A 17,486-nucleotide genomic window follows, 5' to 3' on the forward strand; every position below is an offset into this window, starting at 1 on the left:
CTCCTCTGTTGCGCGTCTCGCCACTTCACCACGCTTGCGCCCATCCTGTCAAAGCCCTAGAACGCCCCGAACACTGAATGACGGAGGCCGTGATGGGTTTCAAGATGGGCATCGTCGGTCTGCCGAATGTCGGCAAGTCGACCCTATTCAACGCACTGACCAAGACCGCAGCCGCGCAGGCGGCGAACTTTCCGTTCTGCACGATCGAGCCCAATGTGGGCGAGGTGAACGTGCCGGATGACCGGTTGGACAAACTGGCCGCCATCGCCGGGTCGAAAGAGATCATTCCGGCCCGCATGACCTTCGTTGATATCGCAGGTCTGGTGAAGGGCGCCTCCAAAGGTGAAGGGCTGGGCAACCAGTTTCTGGCCAACATCCGCGAGGTGGATGCCATCGCCCACGTCCTGCGCTGCTTTGACGACGGCGACGTGACCCATGTCGAAGGCCGGGTGAACCCCGTTGAAGACGCAGCGGTGATCGAAACGGAACTGATGCTGGCCGATCTGGAAAGCATTGAAAAACGCCTGCAAAACATCGTGCGCAAGGTGCGCGGCGGAGACAAAGAGGCAGTTCAGCAAGAACGCCTTCTGCGCGCCGCTATGGAAGTGTTGGAAAAAGGCGAACCCGCCCGCACCGTTGATGTGGACGACGAGGACCGCAAGGCATGGAATATGCTGCAACTTCTGACCTCCAAGAAAATCCTGTATGTCTGCAACGTCAACGAAAGCGATGCGGCCAGCGGCAACGCCTATTCGCAAGCGGTCGAGAAGATGGCCGCAGAACAGGGCGCGGCCTCGGTCGTGATCTCAGCCAAGATCGAGGAAGAGATCAGCCAGCTTGACGCCGACGACATGGAAATGTTTTTGGAAGAGCTGGGGCTGAAAGAAGCCGGACTGGATCGTCTGATCCGCGCTGGATACGAACTGCTGCACTTGGAAACCTACTTCACCGTTGGCCCGAAAGAGGCGCGTGCCTGGACCATCCGCGAAGGCACCCGCGCGCCGCAGGCGGCCGGCGTCATCCACGGCGATTTTGAACGCGGCTTTATCCGGGCTGAGACAATCGCCTATAACGATTACATCGCCTTGGGCGGCGAAGGTGGTGCGAAAGAAGCGGGTAAAATGCGGGCCGAAGGCAAAAGCTATGAAGTGAAGGACGGTGACGTTTTACACTTCCTGTTCAACGCCTGATCCGACAAACCGTTATAAAAGCGAAAAGCCGGGCCACCCCTAGCCCGGCTTTTCTGTTGAGCACGTGGGACAACGCGCTCAGGGAGAGGTCTCGTTCCCGTCAAACCGCCTCGCTGCTTTTTGCAGCTGTTACGGTTTGCCCCTTCAAATGGTTTGCGAACCCAATGATCGACACGATCATGAAAAACAATTGGATGGTCAGCGCGGCGACGTTGAAATGCACTGTCAAGCTAAGCGCGACAAAGCTCGCCGCCGAAAATTGCAACGTGTAATAGCACGTTGTCTTGCTGGTCAACACGTCGAAAGCGATCAGCATGTAGGTCGTGCAATAGATCGCCGCCCCTAACAATCCGACCATTTCCCAACCGTCTAATGAGCTAAAATGACTCATATCCCCGACCATCCGATCTAAAGACTTAAAAAAATAATTTGGTCATCAAAAAGGCCTAAAATATAACTTGGCGTAAATCTGCAAAACGTTGTTTGCGGTGCCTGACCCGTGTTCAGGTTTCGCCAAGTTCGACCTTAAAGCAATACCCCGACAGGTGAATTGACGCTTAATTCACGCGCCCCAGACCCAGCCTTAACGCTGGGCCGAACGAAGCCGGAACAAGCGGGTTGATCGTTGCAAATACGGGATGTTTGGTGCGGGCGGTGGGAGTCGAACCCACACGGGCACAAGGCCCAACAGATTTTAAGTCTGGTATGTCTACCATTCCATCACGCCCGCACCGGGAAGGGGTGTCGCCCCTGCCCTTTCCCTACCTTCTCTGAAAACAGGTGGCAATCGGTCAGATGCGTTCGCGCGCAAAACCTTCAGGTCAGTATGGCCGGGCTGTCATCCTTGATCGCTTGCATGACCACATGGGTCGAGCTTTGGGCCAAATGCGGTAGCGTTGAAATCGCCTCACCCAACACGCGTCGAAAATCGCTCATATCCTGTGTGCGGACCTTCAGAAGGTAGTCGAAATGCGCGGCCAGCAAGTGGCATTCTTCGACCTCTGGAATGCGGGCGACCTGTTTGTTGAACGCAGCCAAGGCGGCTTCGCGGGTGTCGGACAGTTTCACCTCAACAAACGCGACATGGTCACGGCCCAGCCGGATGGGATCAACATCGGCACGATAGCCTGTGATGACGCCTTCGGCCTCTAGCCGACGCACTCGCGCTTGGGTCGGAGATTTCGATAGCCCGATGCGCTGCGCCAGATCAGTGATCGAAATGCGTCCCTCCCCTGACAGCACATCCAGAATCTTAAGATCGAACCGATCAAGGTCAACTTGCTTTTTGTCCTGCATTTCTCACCTAAAATCGGTCATTTCGACTGCAACACCGCGATAATCAGGAAAACCGCTTTGCTATTTCATCATATCATAGGGGAAATGCGAACACCAAGGGGACCCGCACATGACCGATGCTCTACGCCAAAAAATCGACGACCTCGCTTATGCAGGCGAGGAACAGCATATCCACGCCCTCGCTAAGGAAGCGGGTCTGTCCGGCGAAGATCGGGCGCGGATCTCGGCCAGTGGTGCCGATCTTGTGCGCGCCATCCGCGCGTCGTCCGATCCGGGCATGATGGAGGTCTTTTTGGCCGAATATGGCCTGTCGACCGACGAGGGCATCGCGCTCATGTGCCTGGCCGAAGCCCTGTTGCGGGTGCCGGACGCCGAAACCATCGATGCACTTATCGAAGACAAGATCGCGCCCAGCGATTGGGGCAAACACCTTGGGCGATCTTCATCTTCGCTTGTGAATGCCTCGACCTGGGCGTTGCTGGTCACCGGCAAGGTGCTTGAGGATCGCGAACCCGGTATCGCTGGTGCGCTGCGCGGGGCGGTCAAGCGATTGGGCGAACCGGTTATCCGCACCGCCGTTGGGCGCGCGATGAAAGAAATGGGCAGCCAGTTCGTGCTGGGCGAAACCATCGGGGCTGCGATGAAGCGTGGCTCGAAGATGGAAGCGAAAGGCTTCACCTACTCCTATGATATGTTGGGCGAGGCTGCCCTGACCGATGACGATGCGCGCCGCTATCAAATGTCATACGCCAAGGCGATCTCCGAGATTGCGAGCGCCTGCAAATCCAAAGACATCCGCGCCAATCCGGGCATATCCGTGAAACTGTCAGCCCTTTTTCCACGTTATGAACGCGCCCAGCGCGACCGCGTGATGGCAACGCTGGTGCCGCGCGTATCAGCTCTTGCGCATCTGGCGAAGTCTGCCGGGATGGGCTTTAACATCGACGCGGAAGAAGCAGATCGTCTGCAAATCTCGCTCGACGTTATCGAAGCGGTTCTAAGCGACAAGGCATTGGCCGGATGGGATGGTTTTGGCGTCGTCGTACAAGCCTATGGCCACCGCGCTGGCACAGTCATCGACTGGCTGCACGCCTTGGCGGAACGGCTGGACCGCAAAATCATGGTGCGTCTGGTCAAAGGCGCATATTGGGACAGTGAAATCAAGCGCGCGCAGGTCGAAGGTCTGCCCGAATTTCCCGTCTTCACCCGGAAGGTGGCGACCGATGTCAGTTATATCGCCAATGCGCGAAAGTTGTTGTCGTGTCCCGATCGCATTTATCCGCAATTTGCCACACATAATGCCCACACTGCAGCCGCCATTCTGGACATCGCGAAAACGTCTGGCGTCGATGCGCGCGGTTACGAATTCCAACGTTTGCACGGGATGGGCGAACGACTGCACCAAATCATTATGGATGAGAACGGAACGCGATGCCGGATCTACGCCCCTGTCGGCGCACACCGCGACCTGCTCGCCTATCTGGTGCGCCGCCTGTTGGAAAACGGCGCTAACAGCTCGTTTGTGAACCAGATCGTTGATGAAAGCGTCACACCCGAGGAGGTCGCCGCCTGCCCGTTTGACGCGCTCGACCACCCGGCACCGCATGTTCCCACCGGACCCGAGTTGTACGGCGCGCGTAAGAACTCGATGGGGCTGGACCTGACCTACGAGCCGCATCTGGAACAGATAGACGCGGCGCGCGCGCCCTTTGCAGACACAAATTTCACCGCCGGGCCGTTGATCGCATCAAAACCCAAGGGCGGAAAGGTTGTGACCGTCACGAACCCCGCAAATGGCGACGCCGTTGGAAAGATCACATGGGCCAGCGCCGAGGATGTATCGGCAGCGCTTGATGCTGCCAAGCGCTGGGACGCCAGCCCAGACACCCGCGCCAAGGTTCTGAACCGCGCCGCCGATCTATATGAGGACAATCTTGGCGTCTTCTTTGCCCTGCTTGCCCGCGAGGCTGGAAAAACCCTGCCCGACTGCATGGGCGAGCTGCGAGAAGCTGTTGACTTCATGCGATATTACGCCGCCCGCATTCCGCATCTGACCCGCGATCCGCGAGGGTTGTTCACCTGCATCTCGCCGTGGAACTTCCCATTGGCGATTTTCACTGGCCAGATCGCAGGCGCGTTGGCAGCAGGCAATGGTGTTTTGGCAAAGCCCGCCGAACAGACCGGAATTATCGCCCATGAGGCGGTGAAACTGCTGCACGAGGCAGGTGTGCCACGTGATGTGTTGCAACTGCTGCCCGGTGATGGCGCAACCGTTGGGGCCGCGCTTACGTCTGACGCGCGGATCGGCGGCGTGGCGTTCACCGGCTCAACCGACACAGCACAGATCATCCGGCGCGCCATGGCGAAACATTTATCGTCCTCCGCGCCTTTGATTGCTGAAACCGGCGGGCTGAATGCGATGATCATCGACAGCACGGCGCTGCCCGAACAGGCTGTGCGCGATATTGTGGCGTCAAGCTTCCAGTCGGCGGGTCAACGCTGTTCGGCCCTGCGTTGCCTTTACGTTCAGGAAGACATTGCCGACAGCCTGACAGAAATGCTGATCGGCGCGATGGACGAGCTGAACCCGGCGGATCCGTGGCATCTGTCGACTGATCTGGGCCCGGTGATTGACGATGAAGCTTACGAGGGCATCCGCGCTTATGTCGACGCCGCCCGAGCGGACAACCGGCTGGTTCACGAACTCTCTGCACCAAGCGGCGGTCACTTCATCGCGCCTGCATTAATCCGCGTCAGTGGTATCAAAGAAATGGAGCGTGAAATATTCGGACCCGTCCTGCACATCGCACGCTACAAGGCGACCCAGCTCGATGCCGTGATCGACGCAATCAATGCAACCGGGTATGGCCTGACCTTCGGTCTGCACACCCGGATTGATGACCGCGTTCAGCATGTGGTCGAGCGTATTCATGCGGGCAACGCCTATGTAAACCGCAACCAGATCGGCGCTATTGTCGGCTCGCAACCGTTTGGCGGTGAAGGCTTGTCGGGCACAGGCCCGAAGGCAGGGGGGCCGTCCTATATGGATCGGTTCTGCGATGCAGGACCTGCACCGATGTCCGGCACGCCGGGCGACACGCCCGCGCTAAGCAAGACCCGGCTTGAACGTGCGATCACCGCGGTGGCGAAAGAAGCGACCCTAGAGTCCGACCGCCTACCCGGCCCGACAGGAGAGTTGAACCAATTGTCCACCCACCCGCGCGCGCCGTTCTTGTGCCTTGGTCCCGGAAAAGCGGCGGCAGAGCGTCAGAAAGCCGAGGTCGAAAGCCTTGGTGGGCAGGCCGTCTTGTCCCCTGACCTGCCAGCCGAACTGCTGTCTTCGGTCGAAGGCATTGGCGGCGCGGTTTATTGGGGTGGTGAGGACGTTTCGCGCGTCATCGTACAAGCCCTTGCGGCGCGTCCGGGCGCAATCTTGCCCCTGATCACCGGCGCGATCACCGCTGAAGCCGTCACCCATGAACGCCATCTTTGCGTGGACACCACAGCCTCGGGCGGCAATGCCGAGCTTCTGATGCTGTCGCAACCGCCTGATCTGGCTGCTGAATAAGCGCAGCGCTTGACCCGGTGCGATGCATCGGGTCAAGTCACCCCATGTTTCCAATCCGCGACCACAACCCGTCTGAACGCACGCCATATGTCACCTATGGACTGATCGCGATCAACCTGATCGTCTTTTTGATGATGCTGCCCTTCTATAGCGACGAGGCCGCTTCGGGACGTGTTTTCGTGCAATATGGGGCCATTCCCATGCGCTTGATGAGCGGCGAGGGGCTTGAGACGATCATCACCTCGATGTTTATCCATGGCGGCTTCATGCACTTTGCAGGCAACATGCTGTTTTTGTGGATATTTGGCGACAACCTCGAAGACATTCTGGGGCACGTGCGGTTTGCTGTGTTCTATCTGGTCTCGGGCCTTGGTGCGGCACTGCTTCAGGTTGGATCAGATGTGACCAGTGTGGTGCCCATGGTGGGCGCATCCGGTGCGATCGCGGGCGTGATGGGCGGTTATCTCTTGCTGTTTCCACGTGCGCGCGTCGACGTGTTATTCATCTTCGTCGTGTTCTTCAGAGTGTTCCCGTTGCCCGCATGGCTCATGCTTTTGTTCTGGTTTGGACTTCAGGTGGTGAATGGCGCTCTGAGCATGTCACAGGTTGGCGGCGGGGTTGCCTATTGGGCCCATGCAGGTGGGTTTATCGCGGGCTTTCTTTTTGTCCTGCCGACATGGCGTAGCCTTGGCGCGCAGAGTTTTTGGGCGCGCACCGAAGGGCACCCAGATCATCCTGACGCTAAATATAGGCTTGAAAAAAGCAGCGTTCCGATCATTCGCAGGCGGAAGTAAACGATCACGAAGGGCGCACCGAGCGCGCACCTTCCTTCGACCCGCGATAGGATAAGTAGGTCGCTAACTGCCGATTGGCTGATTGGCCACTACACTGCTGACCTTACTGGACAGCCCAGGAATATTTCCTGCAACAATAAACATACTCGCCATGCCGAGCATGACAATCGCTGCAGTCAACACGATCCAATCGACGGTCACAGCACCGTCTTCGTCCGTGATCAGCCCAAACACGCGGGCGGAGATATTTTTCAATTGTTTCATAACGTTTTCTTGCCCCACAATCGGGCAGCAATATGACCTTGAGGCGGTATTTTGCGGCTTTGCAAAAAAAATCAGTTGTCTCGAACGAGGCTTGAGAATTTATCAAAAATAACCTCGTTTGACGCGATGAGTTCGCCATCCGACAGGATTGACCCCTCCGGATCAATCGGTGCAACCAACCCACCGGCTTCGCGCACGATGATCAGGCCTGCGGCCAGATCCCAAGCGTTTAAGCGGCGTTCCCAGAACCCGTCGTAACGCCCCGCCGCAACATAGGCGAGGTCCAGAGCCGCAGCCCCAAACCGACGGACGCCCGAACAGCTGGGCAAAATGCGCGCAAGGTCTTGCAACGTGTCTGGCAGATCGGCACGACCTGCGAAGGGCAGTCCCGTGGCAAACAGGCTTTCAATCAAGCGCGACCGGCCAGAGACGCGTAGCCGACTTTGGTTCAACCAAGCGCCCTTGCCTTTTTCGGCGATGAACATTTCATCTTTGGCTGCATCAAAGATAACCCCAGCGACGATCTCGCCCTTGTGTTCCAGAGCGATCGAGATCGCCCAATGCGGCAAACCGTGCAGGAAGTTCGTGGTGCCATCCAGCGGATCAACGATCCAGCGGCGAGTGGGGTCTTTGCCTTTGGCCTCGTCGCTTTCTTCGGCCAGCCAGCCATAGTTGGGCCGGGCCTCCATCAGAATGTCGCGAATGATCTTTTCTGCCGCGATATCGGCCTTCGACACGAAGTCGCCCGCGCCCTTCCTAGACACCTGCAGGTTTTCAACCTCTCGAAAGTCTTTCACAAGGCTGCGACCCGCCATTCGGGCGGCCTTGATCATCACGTTCAGATTTGCACTGCCTTCCATGGGGCGCTCCTATCTTCTCAGACGGCGCGTATACGCGCAGCGGCCTTGTTTGCCAAGCCCGTTTAGGGGTGTCATCCGCGCTGCAACTTCATCGGTTCCGACCTGCACAGCCGGATCATATGCGCGACATACGGCACCATCGCGTCTTCATCGCGGGTTGCGGCATACATGCGCTTGGACAAACCCTTTTCGGTCAGGGGCCGGGTGATGTAGTCGGGATTGTCTTTCACGCTGCGCAGCACCCAATCGGGCATGACCGCAACACCGCGTCCACCGGCCACGAGCATTAGTATCACCTCGGTCATTTCGACCTGTCGCACCGAGCGCGGCTCGATCCTGGCAGGTGTCAGCAGCGCGGTGAAGACATCCGTCTTCGACCGCTCGACCGGGTAAGTCAGCAGCAACTCCTCTTCAAAGTCCTCGGCTTCGATATAGTCATGCTGCGCCAGCCGATGATCAGCGGCGGCGACAAATCGTGGCTCGTAATCAAAAAGCGGCGCGAAGGTGATGCCCGGCATGTCGACGGGATCAGATGAGATCACAAAATCAACCTCTTCCCGCCGAAGTGCTTCAAGGGCGTCGAACGCAAGCCGCTGACGGATGTCCAGATCAACCTCGGGCCATGCATGGCGCAGTTGATCCAGTACCGGGAACAGCCAGTCAAAACAGGCGTGGCATTCGATGGCAATATGCAACCGACCCGAGCGGCCTGATCGCAGCGCCCGAAATTCTTCTTCCAAACGAGATACTTCCGGCAAAATCTGTTCGGCCAAACGCAGAAGCTTCATACCGGCAGGGCTAAGGCGCATGGGCTTGGTGCGGCGGTGGAACAGCTCCATCCCGACCTGATCTTCAAGGCCCTTGATCTGGTGGCTCAACGCCGATTGGGTGATGTGCAGAATGTCGGCAGCCCGCGACAGGCTGCCCGCCTGATGGATCGCCCGGATGGTGCGCAGGTGACGGAATTCCAAATACATGTGCGAAACTCATGTTTATTGTGAGAATTATGAATTTGTCTCACAAACAGAAAATGGGCACAAGAGGTCAACAAATACCTTATCCGAATCCCGAGGCTGCTATGACTACGCCGAATATCTCGTTCGAATTCTTTCCGCCCCAGTCACTTGATGCGTCCTTCCGCCTGTGGGAAACGGTGCGTGAACTGGCCCCGTTGGACCCCAGCTTCGTCTCGGTCACCTATGGTGCGGGCGGCACGACCCGCGAGTTGACGCATGACGCGGTACAGACCATCCACAAGCATTATGGCCTGAACGTTGCGGCACACCTGACCTGTGTCGATGCATCGCGCGACGAAACGCTAGCCATCGCGAAAGACTATGCCAAAGCGGGCGTGACCGAGATTGTCGCGCTGCGGGGCGATCCGCCCAAGGGGACCGATGGCTTTGTGCCGCATAATGACGGGTTTGCGTCATCGGTGGAGTTGATTGAAGCGCTTGCCGAAACGGGCGATTTCCACCTTCGCGTCGGAGCTTATCCCGACCCCCACCCGGAAAGCGCCGATCTGGACGCAAATGTCGCGTGGCTAAAGCGCAAGGTTGATGCCGGCGCAAGCTCGGCGATCACGCAGTTTTTCTTTGAAGACGACACGTTCTTCCGGTTCCGCGATAAGTGCGAGAAGGCCGGGATTGATGTGCCAATCATCCCCGGCATCCTACCGATTGAAAATTGGAAAGGCGCGCGCAAGTTTGCTGAACGCTGCGGCACCGAAATTCCCGGTTGGCTGGACGATGCTTTCAACAAAGCCACACGCGACGGGCGTGAGGACTTGCTGGCCATCGCCCTGTGCAGTGAGCTGTGTTCAGACCTGATTGATGGCGGCGTTCAAGATTTGCATTTCTACACGCTGAACAAACCGGCCCTGACCCGGGAAGTGGCCCGCGCCCTTGGCATCACGCCCCGCGTGGCGTTGCAGAACGTGGCCTAAGCCTCGCGCGCCGGATTACAATCCGGCGCGTTGCACCGTCACCATATCCAGCAGCCCATAGCCATTGAACCGCGTCACGGTGGCAAGGCTATAGGCCCCCATGCCTGCAAACAGGACATAGTCATCTTCGGCCAAATCCGACGGCAATGCCAAGGGGTGGGGCAATTGATCAATGGAATCGCAGGTCGGGCCGAATACCACGCGCTTTGCCTTGACCCCACAGTGCTGTTCCCCGTCTGATGTCGCCGTCACAATGCGATCCGGCACCCCGATCGAGGGCGCTTCAGACAGCGCACCATAAATCCCGTCATTCAAAAACACCGCACCGTCTTCGCGAATGGATTTCACCTGCGTGGCCAGCGTGAACGCCTCGGCCACCATCGCGCGGCCGGGTTCGCAGACCAGCACAGGCGCAGCTGCGCCAAACGCTGTTTCGACCGCATCATGAATGGCGTCGAAGATCGATTCCAAATCAGGTGCGACACCACGGTTGGCGGCAAATCCGCCACCCACATTCAGCCGCGCCAATCTGACGTTTGCCGCCTTTGCGACGTCTGCACATGTGGCGATATACGTGGACCAAGCCGAGGGCGCGGCGCATTGGGTGCCCGGATGGAAGGTCATCGACGGTGTAAACCCAGCCTCTTTCACCATGCGCAGCAGCGCAACCGCCTGATCGGCATCAGCGCCAAACTTCGCACCGAAATTATATGCGGCACCCTCTACTTGAAGGCGCAAACGCACGGCGACTTCGACACCGTCTGGGTCGACCTGCGCGCGCAGTTTTTCGAATTCATGCGGCGCATCGATGGAATAGGACCGCACCCCAAGAGCGACGGCCTCTGCAACCTCGGCCCGCGACCGGACGGGGTTGTTATAATGCATCACGGCATCCGGAGACACGGCGCGCAGCGCATGCATTTCAGCTGGACTTGCCACATCAAAGGCGTCAATTCCGGCGGCCACAAGATTTTCCAACACGACGCGGGAATCGTTGGCTTTTACGGCATAGGTCACAAGACCATCGAACCCATCAATAAACCGTTGCGCCGTCGCCTGAAGCGTGGCCGGGGCAAAATACAGCACCGGCTGGGTCGGGGTTTCGGTTTTCAGGTGCGACAGGGCTGTCTGCCAGATTGAGGGTTGCCTGCTCATGTACACTCGCCTTAAAAAATCAGTCTGTTTGCGTTACATGTTAAGAATCTGAGCTGAGACCGCCGATTTCCAGTGGCAATTCGGACAATATGTCGTGTAAGTTCCGGCGAAATATCGAGGATTCCGACCAAATGGATGAAAAAGACCGCGAATTGCTTGCCCAGCTTGAAGGGAATGCGCGCCTGCCCGTGGCGACGCTGGCCCGCCGATTGGGGCTTGCACGATCCACCGTTCAAGCCCGTATCGAGCGGTTGGAGGAGAAGGGGATCATCGCCGGATATGCCTTACGGCTTGGCGATGCTGCGCGCGGCGACCGCATCCGCGCCACGGTATTGATCGCGATTGAGCCGCGTTCGACGCCGGCGGTTCTGGCGCGATTGAAAACCCTGGCGGCAGTCGAAACAGCGCACACAGCTTCCGGTCGTTTCGACATGATCCTGCAACTCGCGGCGGCATCGACAACAGAGCTGGATCAAACGCTTGATGCGATTGGCGAAATCGACGGTGTTAAAAGCTCGGAAAGCCTGATCCACCTGTCGACGCGGATTAACCGATTAGGATAGCACACCGCCGTTCTTACGGAGTTCCCGCACTGGGCTGGTTGATGGTCTGAATGGGTGGATGCTGTGCTTGCTCAGGGCACCCTGATCACATCAATTTTTGGCTGCCAACGCCATCAAGCAATTGCACTAACCAAACATTGTGCCAACCGCAGGAAGTCGGAGCGCAAATACAAACTCATGAAATTCTACCTTTGGGTGAAAGACTTGCGCGTCGAGGCGTAACTGTATTGTCATCGCGCAACGCTTCGCCTAGTTGTTTTATTACGACTACGGTCGGTTTTTTTGGGACTATTTTAAATCAATTGCGCCAGCATCGGGCGTCTTTGTTAACATTTGGGGAAATACCGAAACGCCTAGCGCGACTTTAGAGAACTGGCCGAAACAGGCAAAGACAAAGTTCGATAGGCGATTTTTCTGTTGCGAGGGGCAAATGAAAAAAACACTCAAGGATCGGGCACCTGAAAGCTCAACGCTATCGTTTACTGTGAAAGCCTTGCCAATTGCCGCGATCTTAGGGCTGACAATCGTCGCGAACACCAGCCAGGCGCAAACCGCGATGCCGACCATGGAGGTGATACCGACATTTGACGACAGCGCGTTTTTCACCCAATCGGACGCACTTGGCATTTCCGGTGACGGCTCCGTCGTGGTTGGGGCAGCGACTGATGCCGCGGCGGGTAGAATTGCGTTTTCATTCGCGGGTGGCACATTAACAAACCTTGTGCCGCTTGGCTCTGCCAATCCAAGCGCTGCACTGGGCGCGTCATTCGATGGGTCGGTTATTGCAGGCTACCAATTCAACAGCATGGGGCCAATCGCAACCTATTGGACGCAAGCTACCGGAGCCGTCGCAATTCCGACAGGCCCCACTATCTATAGCCGGGCCGAAGACGTCAGCGGTGACGGAACGCGGATCGTTGGTACATTGTTCGGTGACGGAGTGTCCCCCCCACCAGTCGGACCGACCGCACCTGCGGCATATGACCGGGCATTCGTCTGGACGCACGCAACCAACACAATTGTCACTTTGACTGGCTTGATCCCAGGTGGCGCAACGCTTGGCAATGACATCAGCAATGATGGTGCAATTGTCGTGGGCCGCGCCGATAACGGCACCGCAAACCACGCCTTCCGCGCTGTCGTTGGCGGCGCGATCAGCGATCTGGGCACAATCGGTGGGGCGGCAGGCTCCAGCGAAGCAAATGGTGTCAGTGGCGACGGCCTTGTTGTGGTTGGGCAATCGGTGGCGCCAGCCGCAACGGGCCAACGCGCGTTTCGTTGGAGCGCTGGCACTGCCATGGTGCAACTGAACTCAACCGACGAGGCGAACGTGACGTTCTCTCTGGCGAATGCCGCGAGCGAGGATGGATCTTATGTCGCGGGGGCAGCCCGCTATAGCACGACACCGGGCTATCGCGCCATTCGTTGGGACGGCGCAGGCGTCGCGACCGATCTAGGTGATTTCACAACCAACAACGATGGAACGTCTTTCGCAAGTGGCATCAGCGCAGACGGGTCGATTGTTGTGGGCAACGCCTCCAACGACGCGGGCAATATCCGAGGCTTCATCTGGCGTGACGCCGTGCAGCCCGGCGGCACGATGCTGGATCACATAAACACCCTGACCCAAGTGGCCAACAACGCCGCCGAGCAGGCGGCAGGTGCACTTTACTTGGACAAAATCGTGCAATTCACGCTTGGCCAATCACTTGAACTGCCGGTTGGCGGCGCGGACGGTGATCGCAGCAAAGCCGGCATCGGGCGCCCCTACTCTTTGCGGATCGCAGCGGGTGCAGCAAACAACCCGGATGGCAACAACACTGCCGTCGCTGGTCTGACTGCAGCCATGGCGTTGAACGACAACATGTCGTTTGGCGGCCATCTGGGTCTTGGCAAGGACGACGGTGATCTGGCGGGCTTCGGCATTGATGGCACCTTCCAAACCTTCGGCGCTTATCTGCAAGGCGGCCATCCCAGCACCGAAGGCTTGAACTGGAAAGTCGCCGCTGCGCAAACCTCGGCACAGGTGGAGATCACACGCTCGACAGCTTTGGCGAACACCGAGCGCGGCACCGGGACCACCGACATGAGCGCGCGCGCCGCCTCGGTCGAGATGGGGTATGCGATGCGTCGCGGTTCGGCTCTGATCACGCCTTTCATGCGCGTCGCCCGTTCGTCCGTGCAGCGTGATGGCTATTCTGAAACCGGGTCCGTCGCCTTCCCGGTCACCTATAACGACTACGAAGTCAACGCGACGCTTGCCACGCTGGGCACCGATGTGCGCCTGCCGGTTTCGGATGCGGGCGTCGTGCGGCTGACGGCTGGGGTGGAATGGGATCTGTCCCGCTCGACCGACGCGGTCACGGGCACAAGCGCCATTCCGGGGATGACCAGCTTCGCTATCGCGGCCCCAACGCTGGAGCATGAGGAACGGCTCTTTGCCGAGGCGCGGTATACCCACAGCCTTGGCAACGGGCGCAGCTATGATTTGGGCGTGGGCCTGCAGCAAACAGCCTATGCTGAGAAGCCGTCGCTGACGGCGTCAATCGGATACCAGATGGATTTCTGATCCTCACACAAGCCTATGATCAGACGCCCGGGCCCAGCGCTCGGGCGTTGTCTTTTGGGACCGGGCTTCCCCTTTGCGCCCGTCTTGGGTAAACGGTCTTGAACTCAGACGACTTGGGACGACAACCATGGCCATGGACAAGACATTCGACGCGGCATCTGCCGAGGCGCGCATCTATCAAACCTGGGAAGACGCGGGCGCTTTCAAAGCGGGCGCAAACGCCAAACCGGGCGCCGACAGCTTCGCAATCATGATCCCGCCGCCCAACGTCACGGGCGCGCTGCATGTGGGCCATGCGTTCAACAACACCTTGCAGGACATTCTGATCCGCTGGCACCGGATGCGGGGGTTCGACACGCTGTGGCAACCCGGTCAGGACCACGCGGGCATCGCCACCCAACTTCAAGTCGAAAAGATGCTGGCGGAAACCCAACAGCCGGGCCGTCGCGAACTTGGCCGCGAGGCATTTCTTGAGAAGGTCTGGGAATGGAAGGGCAATTCCGGCTCGACCATCATCAACCAGTTGAAGCGTTTGGGCTCCACCTGTGACTGGTCGCGCAACGCGTTCACCATGGCTGGCGCACCGGGTGATCCGCGCACGGGGCACGAAAACTCGGCCGACTTCCATGACGCCGTTCTGAAGGTGTTTGTGGATATGTATGACAAAGGCTTGATCTATCGCGGCAAGCGTCTGGTCAACTGGGACCCGCATTTTGAGACCGCGATTTCAGACCTTGAGGTCGAGAATATCGAGACGCCGGGCCATATGTGGCACTTCAAATACCCGTTGGCGGGTGGTGCGACCTATACTTACGTCGAAAAGGACGAAGACGGAAAAATCACGCTTGAGGAAGAGCGTGACTATATCTCGATTGCCACGACCCGCCCGGAAACCATGCTGGGGGATGGCGCCGTGGCTGTGCACCCCGATGATGAACGCTATGCGCCCATCGTGGGTAAGCTGTGTGAAATCCCGGTCGGCCCGAAAGAACATCGCCGCCTGATCCCGATCATCACCGACGAATACCCGGATATGAATTTCGGCTCAGGTGCAGTGAAAATCACCGGCGCGCATGACTTCAACGACTATCAGGTCGCCAAGCGCGGCAATATCCCGATGTATTCGCTAATGGACACGCGCGGGCACATGCGCGCGGATGGTCAGCGCTATGCGGATGAGGCCGAGGTTGCCCAGCGCATTGCCAATGGTGATGAAGACTTCGACGAGGCGAAAATCGCCGCAATGAACCTTGTCCCGGATGAGTTCCGCGGGCTGGACCGGTTTGACGCTCGCAAGCTGGTGGTTGACCAGATCACCGCCGAGGGTCTGGCTGTGATGCATGACGTCACGCGGACTGAAAAGGACGAGGACGGCAATGAGGTCGAGATTACCGAAACCGTGCCCTACGTCGAGAGCAAACCAATCATGCAGCCCTTCGGCGACCGCTCGAAAGTGGTCATTGAGCCGATGCTGACCGACCAGTGGTTCGTGGATGCCGAGAAAATCGCCGGCCCCGCGCTGGACGCTGTGCGCAATGGCGACGTGAAGATCATGCCGGAAAGCGGCGAGAAGGTCTTCTTTCATTGGCTGGAAAACATCGAACCGTGGTGCATCTCGCGCCAGCTGTGGTGGGGGCATCAGGTGCCTGTTTGGTATGGCCTTGACCTGTCGGGTGAAGGCTTCACGGACGACGAAGGCAACAACGCGCTTGATCTGGTGGAAATGGGCCGTCTGCTGCTGCAACAAGACATGCTGCCCGGCCATGAACATAGCCACTGTGCCCATGACTTCGACGCGGTGACGCCGAAATTCGATGAAGTGCTTGTCACCCTGCCCACGCCCCTGAGCCATGCGCGGGTGATCGAAGTGGCGGACCGTGGAGCCGCAATTCATGCACTGGCCGAAAGCCTTGCCGCCTATGAGACCACGCAGGACCCAACCAAGCTGGTCTATCCCGTGTGGCGCGACCCCGACGTTCTCGACACGTGGTTCTCCTCCGGCCTCTGGCCCTTCGGCACGCTGGGCTGGCCTCAGGACACCGACGAACTCAATCGCTTCTTCCCCGGTGACGTGCTGATCACCGGTCAGGACATCCTGTTCTTCTGGGTCGCCCGGATGATGATGATGAGCCAAGCGGTGACGGGCAAGAACCCGTTCCACACGGTCTATCTGCACGGTCTTGTCCGTGACGAGAAGGGCAAGAAGATGTCCAAGACCACCGGCAACGTGATCGACCCGCTGGAAATCATTGACGAATACGGCGCGGACGCGCTCAGGTTCACCAACTCGTCCATGGCCTCACTGGGCGGCGTGTTGAAGCTGTCGCGCGAACGCATCGCGGGCTATCGCAATTTCGGCACCAAGCTGTGGAATGCCGCCCGCTTTGCCGAAATGAACGACTGCAAACCGGTCAGCGGTTTCGATCCCAAAAGCCCGACCCAGACCGTGAACCGCTGGATCATCTCGGAAACTGCGCGGGTCCGCGTTGAAGTTGACGAGGCGCTGACCGCCTATCGTTTCAACGACGCCGCCAACGGGCTTTATGCCTATGTCTGGGGTAAGGTCTGCGACTGGTATGTGGAGTTCTCGAAGCCTCTGTTGAATTCGGAAGACGAGGCTGTGCTGGCTGAGACCCGTGCGACCATGGCGTGGGTGATCGACCAATGCTTGATCATGTTGCACCCGATCATGCCCTTCATCACCGAAGAGCTGTGGGGGCAGATTGCTGCCCGCGACACGATGCTGATCCATGCCGACTGGCCGACCTATGGTGAAGAACTGGCCGATGACGACGCCGCGCGCGAGATGAACTGGGTGATCTCGCTGATCGAAAACATTCGCTCGGCGCGCGCGCAGATGCATGTGCCCGCAGGTCTGAAAGTGCCTTTGATCCTGCAAGAGCTGGATGACGCAGGCCGCACCGCATGGGCGGGCAACGAGGTGATGATCAAACGCATGGCGCGGATTGACAGCATGACCGAGATGGCGGACCTGCCCAAGGGTTGCATCACCATCGCGGTGGCGGGCGGCATCTTCGCCCTGCCCTTGGCCGACATTATCGACGTCGGTGAAGAAATTGCGCGCCTTGAAAAGTCACTCGGCAAGCTTGGCAAGGAATTGGGCGGATTGCGTGGACGGTTGAACAACCCGAAATTCGCAGCAAGTGCTCCGGCAGAGGTTGTGGCCGAGGCCCGCGCCAATCTGGCCGCCCGAGAAGAGGAAGAAGCGACGCTGCTGACCGCGCTCGCCCGTCTTCAGGAAATCGGTTAAGGCCAATCGCA

13 protein-coding genes and 1 tRNA gene are annotated in these 17,486 nt (G+C 58.5%); 7 read left to right on the forward strand and 7 right to left on the reverse strand.

Annotated elements, in window-relative coordinates:
- The first annotated feature begins 92 nt into the window (after positions 1-92).
- Positions 93-1,190, forward strand: a complete 1,098-nt coding sequence (gene ychF, locus MUY35_RS03845; RefSeq protein WP_248364056.1) for a redox-regulated ATPase YchF — start codon at positions 93-95, stop codon at positions 1,188-1,190.
- Positions 1,191-1,290: 100 nt separating this feature from the next.
- On the opposite strand, the gene MUY35_RS03850 is transcribed toward ychF, so the two are convergent.
- The 3 genes from MUY35_RS03850 to MUY35_RS03860 form a co-directional block, all read right to left on the reverse strand.
- The gene (locus tag MUY35_RS03850; protein ID WP_248364058.1) at positions 1,291-1,581 is read right to left on the reverse strand and encodes a hypothetical protein; all 291 of its coding nucleotides are present in this window, start codon (positions 1,579-1,581) and stop codon (positions 1,291-1,293) included.
- A 252-nt stretch (positions 1,582-1,833) separates the two neighbouring features.
- Positions 1,834-1,920, reverse strand: a tRNA-Leu gene (locus MUY35_RS03855).
- A gap of 86 nt (positions 1,921-2,006) precedes the next feature.
- A complete protein-coding gene (locus tag MUY35_RS03860) occupies positions 2,007-2,486 on the reverse strand; it encodes an Lrp/AsnC ligand binding domain-containing protein (protein ID WP_248364060.1) in 480 nt (159 codons plus the stop codon).
- Positions 2,487-2,595: 109 nt separating this feature from the next.
- On the opposite strand from MUY35_RS03860, the gene putA reads away from it, so the two are divergent.
- Together putA and MUY35_RS03870 are read left to right on the forward strand one after the other, a co-directional pair.
- Positions 2,596-6,054 (forward strand): bifunctional proline dehydrogenase/L-glutamate gamma-semialdehyde dehydrogenase PutA, encoded by a 3,459-nt coding sequence (gene putA / locus MUY35_RS03865; RefSeq protein ID WP_248364062.1) that lies wholly within the window; start codon positions 2,596-2,598, stop codon positions 6,052-6,054.
- Positions 6,055-6,098: 44 nt separating this feature from the next.
- Positions 6,099-6,848 (forward strand): rhomboid family intramembrane serine protease, encoded by a 750-nt coding sequence (locus MUY35_RS03870; RefSeq protein WP_248364064.1) that lies wholly within the window; start codon positions 6,099-6,101, stop codon positions 6,846-6,848.
- Positions 6,849-6,911: 63 nt separating this feature from the next.
- On the opposite strand, the gene MUY35_RS03875 is transcribed toward MUY35_RS03870, so the two are convergent.
- From MUY35_RS03875 to MUY35_RS03885, 3 genes are all read right to left on the reverse strand, one after another.
- Positions 6,912-7,112 (reverse strand): hypothetical protein, encoded by a 201-nt coding sequence (locus MUY35_RS03875; protein ID WP_248364066.1) that lies wholly within the window; start codon positions 7,110-7,112, stop codon positions 6,912-6,914.
- A gap of 71 nt (positions 7,113-7,183) precedes the next feature.
- The gene (locus MUY35_RS03880) at positions 7,184-7,972 is read right to left on the reverse strand and encodes an inositol monophosphatase family protein (RefSeq protein WP_248364068.1); all 789 of its coding nucleotides are present in this window, start codon (positions 7,970-7,972) and stop codon (positions 7,184-7,186) included.
- A 71-nt stretch (positions 7,973-8,043) separates the two neighbouring features.
- Positions 8,044-8,949 carry a LysR family transcriptional regulator gene (locus tag MUY35_RS03885; RefSeq protein ID WP_248364070.1) on the reverse strand — a complete coding sequence of 302 codons (906 nt, stop codon included), beginning with the start codon at positions 8,947-8,949 and terminating at the stop codon, positions 8,044-8,046.
- Between the two features lie 101 nt (positions 8,950-9,050).
- On the opposite strand from MUY35_RS03885, the gene metF reads away from it, so the two are divergent.
- Positions 9,051-9,917, forward strand: a complete 867-nt coding sequence (gene metF, locus MUY35_RS03890; RefSeq protein ID WP_248364071.1) for a methylenetetrahydrofolate reductase [NAD(P)H] — start codon at positions 9,051-9,053, stop codon at positions 9,915-9,917.
- A 15-nt stretch (positions 9,918-9,932) separates the two neighbouring features.
- On the opposite strand, the gene MUY35_RS03895 is transcribed toward metF, so the two are convergent.
- Entirely contained in the window at positions 9,933-11,072 is a 1,140-nt protein-coding gene (locus MUY35_RS03895) for a type III PLP-dependent enzyme (protein WP_248364072.1), read from the reverse strand.
- A 131-nt stretch (positions 11,073-11,203) separates the two neighbouring features.
- Between MUY35_RS03895 and MUY35_RS03900 the strand changes: the two genes are divergently transcribed.
- From MUY35_RS03900 to MUY35_RS03910, 3 genes are all read left to right on the forward strand, one after another.
- On the forward strand, positions 11,204-11,635 hold the full coding sequence (locus tag MUY35_RS03900) for an Lrp/AsnC family transcriptional regulator (protein WP_248364073.1): 432 nt from the start codon (positions 11,204-11,206) through the stop codon (positions 11,633-11,635).
- Between the two features lie 430 nt (positions 11,636-12,065).
- Positions 12,066-14,204 carry an autotransporter domain-containing protein gene (locus MUY35_RS03905; protein WP_248364074.1) on the forward strand — a complete coding sequence of 713 codons (2,139 nt, stop codon included), beginning with the start codon at positions 12,066-12,068 and terminating at the stop codon, positions 14,202-14,204.
- A 127-nt stretch (positions 14,205-14,331) separates the two neighbouring features.
- The gene (locus tag MUY35_RS03910; RefSeq protein ID WP_248364075.1) at positions 14,332-17,475 is read left to right on the forward strand and encodes a valine--tRNA ligase; all 3,144 of its coding nucleotides are present in this window, start codon (positions 14,332-14,334) and stop codon (positions 17,473-17,475) included.
- Positions 17,476-17,486: the final 11 nt, after the last annotated feature.

The sequence above is a fragment of the Aliiroseovarius sp. S1339 genome (genome assembly GCF_023195695.1).
Lineage (GTDB): Bacteria > Pseudomonadota > Alphaproteobacteria > Rhodobacterales > Rhodobacteraceae > Aliiroseovarius.

Bases quoted from the DNA above. Each gene is read 5' to 3' on its own strand.
- ychF (WP_248364056.1), top strand. From the start codon at position 93: ATGGGTTTCAAGATGGGCATCGTCGGTCTGCCGAATGTCGGCAAGTCG.
- MUY35_RS03850 (WP_248364058.1), bottom strand. From the start codon at position 1,581: ATGAGTCATTTTAGCTCATTAGACGGTTGGGAAATGGTCGGATTGTTA.
- MUY35_RS03860 (WP_248364060.1), bottom strand. From the start codon at position 2,486: ATGCAGGACAAAAAGCAAGTTGACCTTGATCGGTTCGATCTTAAGATT.
- putA (WP_248364062.1), top strand. From the start codon at position 2,596: ATGACCGATGCTCTACGCCAAAAAATCGACGACCTCGCTTATGCAGGC.
- MUY35_RS03870 (WP_248364064.1), top strand. From the start codon at position 6,099: ATGTTTCCAATCCGCGACCACAACCCGTCTGAACGCACGCCATATGTC.
- MUY35_RS03875 (WP_248364066.1), bottom strand. From the start codon at position 7,112: ATGAAACAATTGAAAAATATCTCCGCCCGCGTGTTTGGGCTGATCACG.
- MUY35_RS03880 (WP_248364068.1), bottom strand. From the start codon at position 7,972: ATGGAAGGCAGTGCAAATCTGAACGTGATGATCAAGGCCGCCCGAATG.
- MUY35_RS03885 (WP_248364070.1), bottom strand. From the start codon at position 8,949: ATGTATTTGGAATTCCGTCACCTGCGCACCATCCGGGCGATCCATCAG.
- metF (WP_248364071.1), top strand. From the start codon at position 9,051: ATGACTACGCCGAATATCTCGTTCGAATTCTTTCCGCCCCAGTCACTT.
- MUY35_RS03895 (WP_248364072.1), bottom strand. From the start codon at position 11,072: ATGAGCAGGCAACCCTCAATCTGGCAGACAGCCCTGTCGCACCTGAAA.
- MUY35_RS03900 (WP_248364073.1), top strand. From the start codon at position 11,204: ATGGATGAAAAAGACCGCGAATTGCTTGCCCAGCTTGAAGGGAATGCG.
- MUY35_RS03905 (WP_248364074.1), top strand. From the start codon at position 12,066: ATGAAAAAAACACTCAAGGATCGGGCACCTGAAAGCTCAACGCTATCG.
- MUY35_RS03910 (WP_248364075.1), top strand. From the start codon at position 14,332: ATGGCCATGGACAAGACATTCGACGCGGCATCTGCCGAGGCGCGCATC.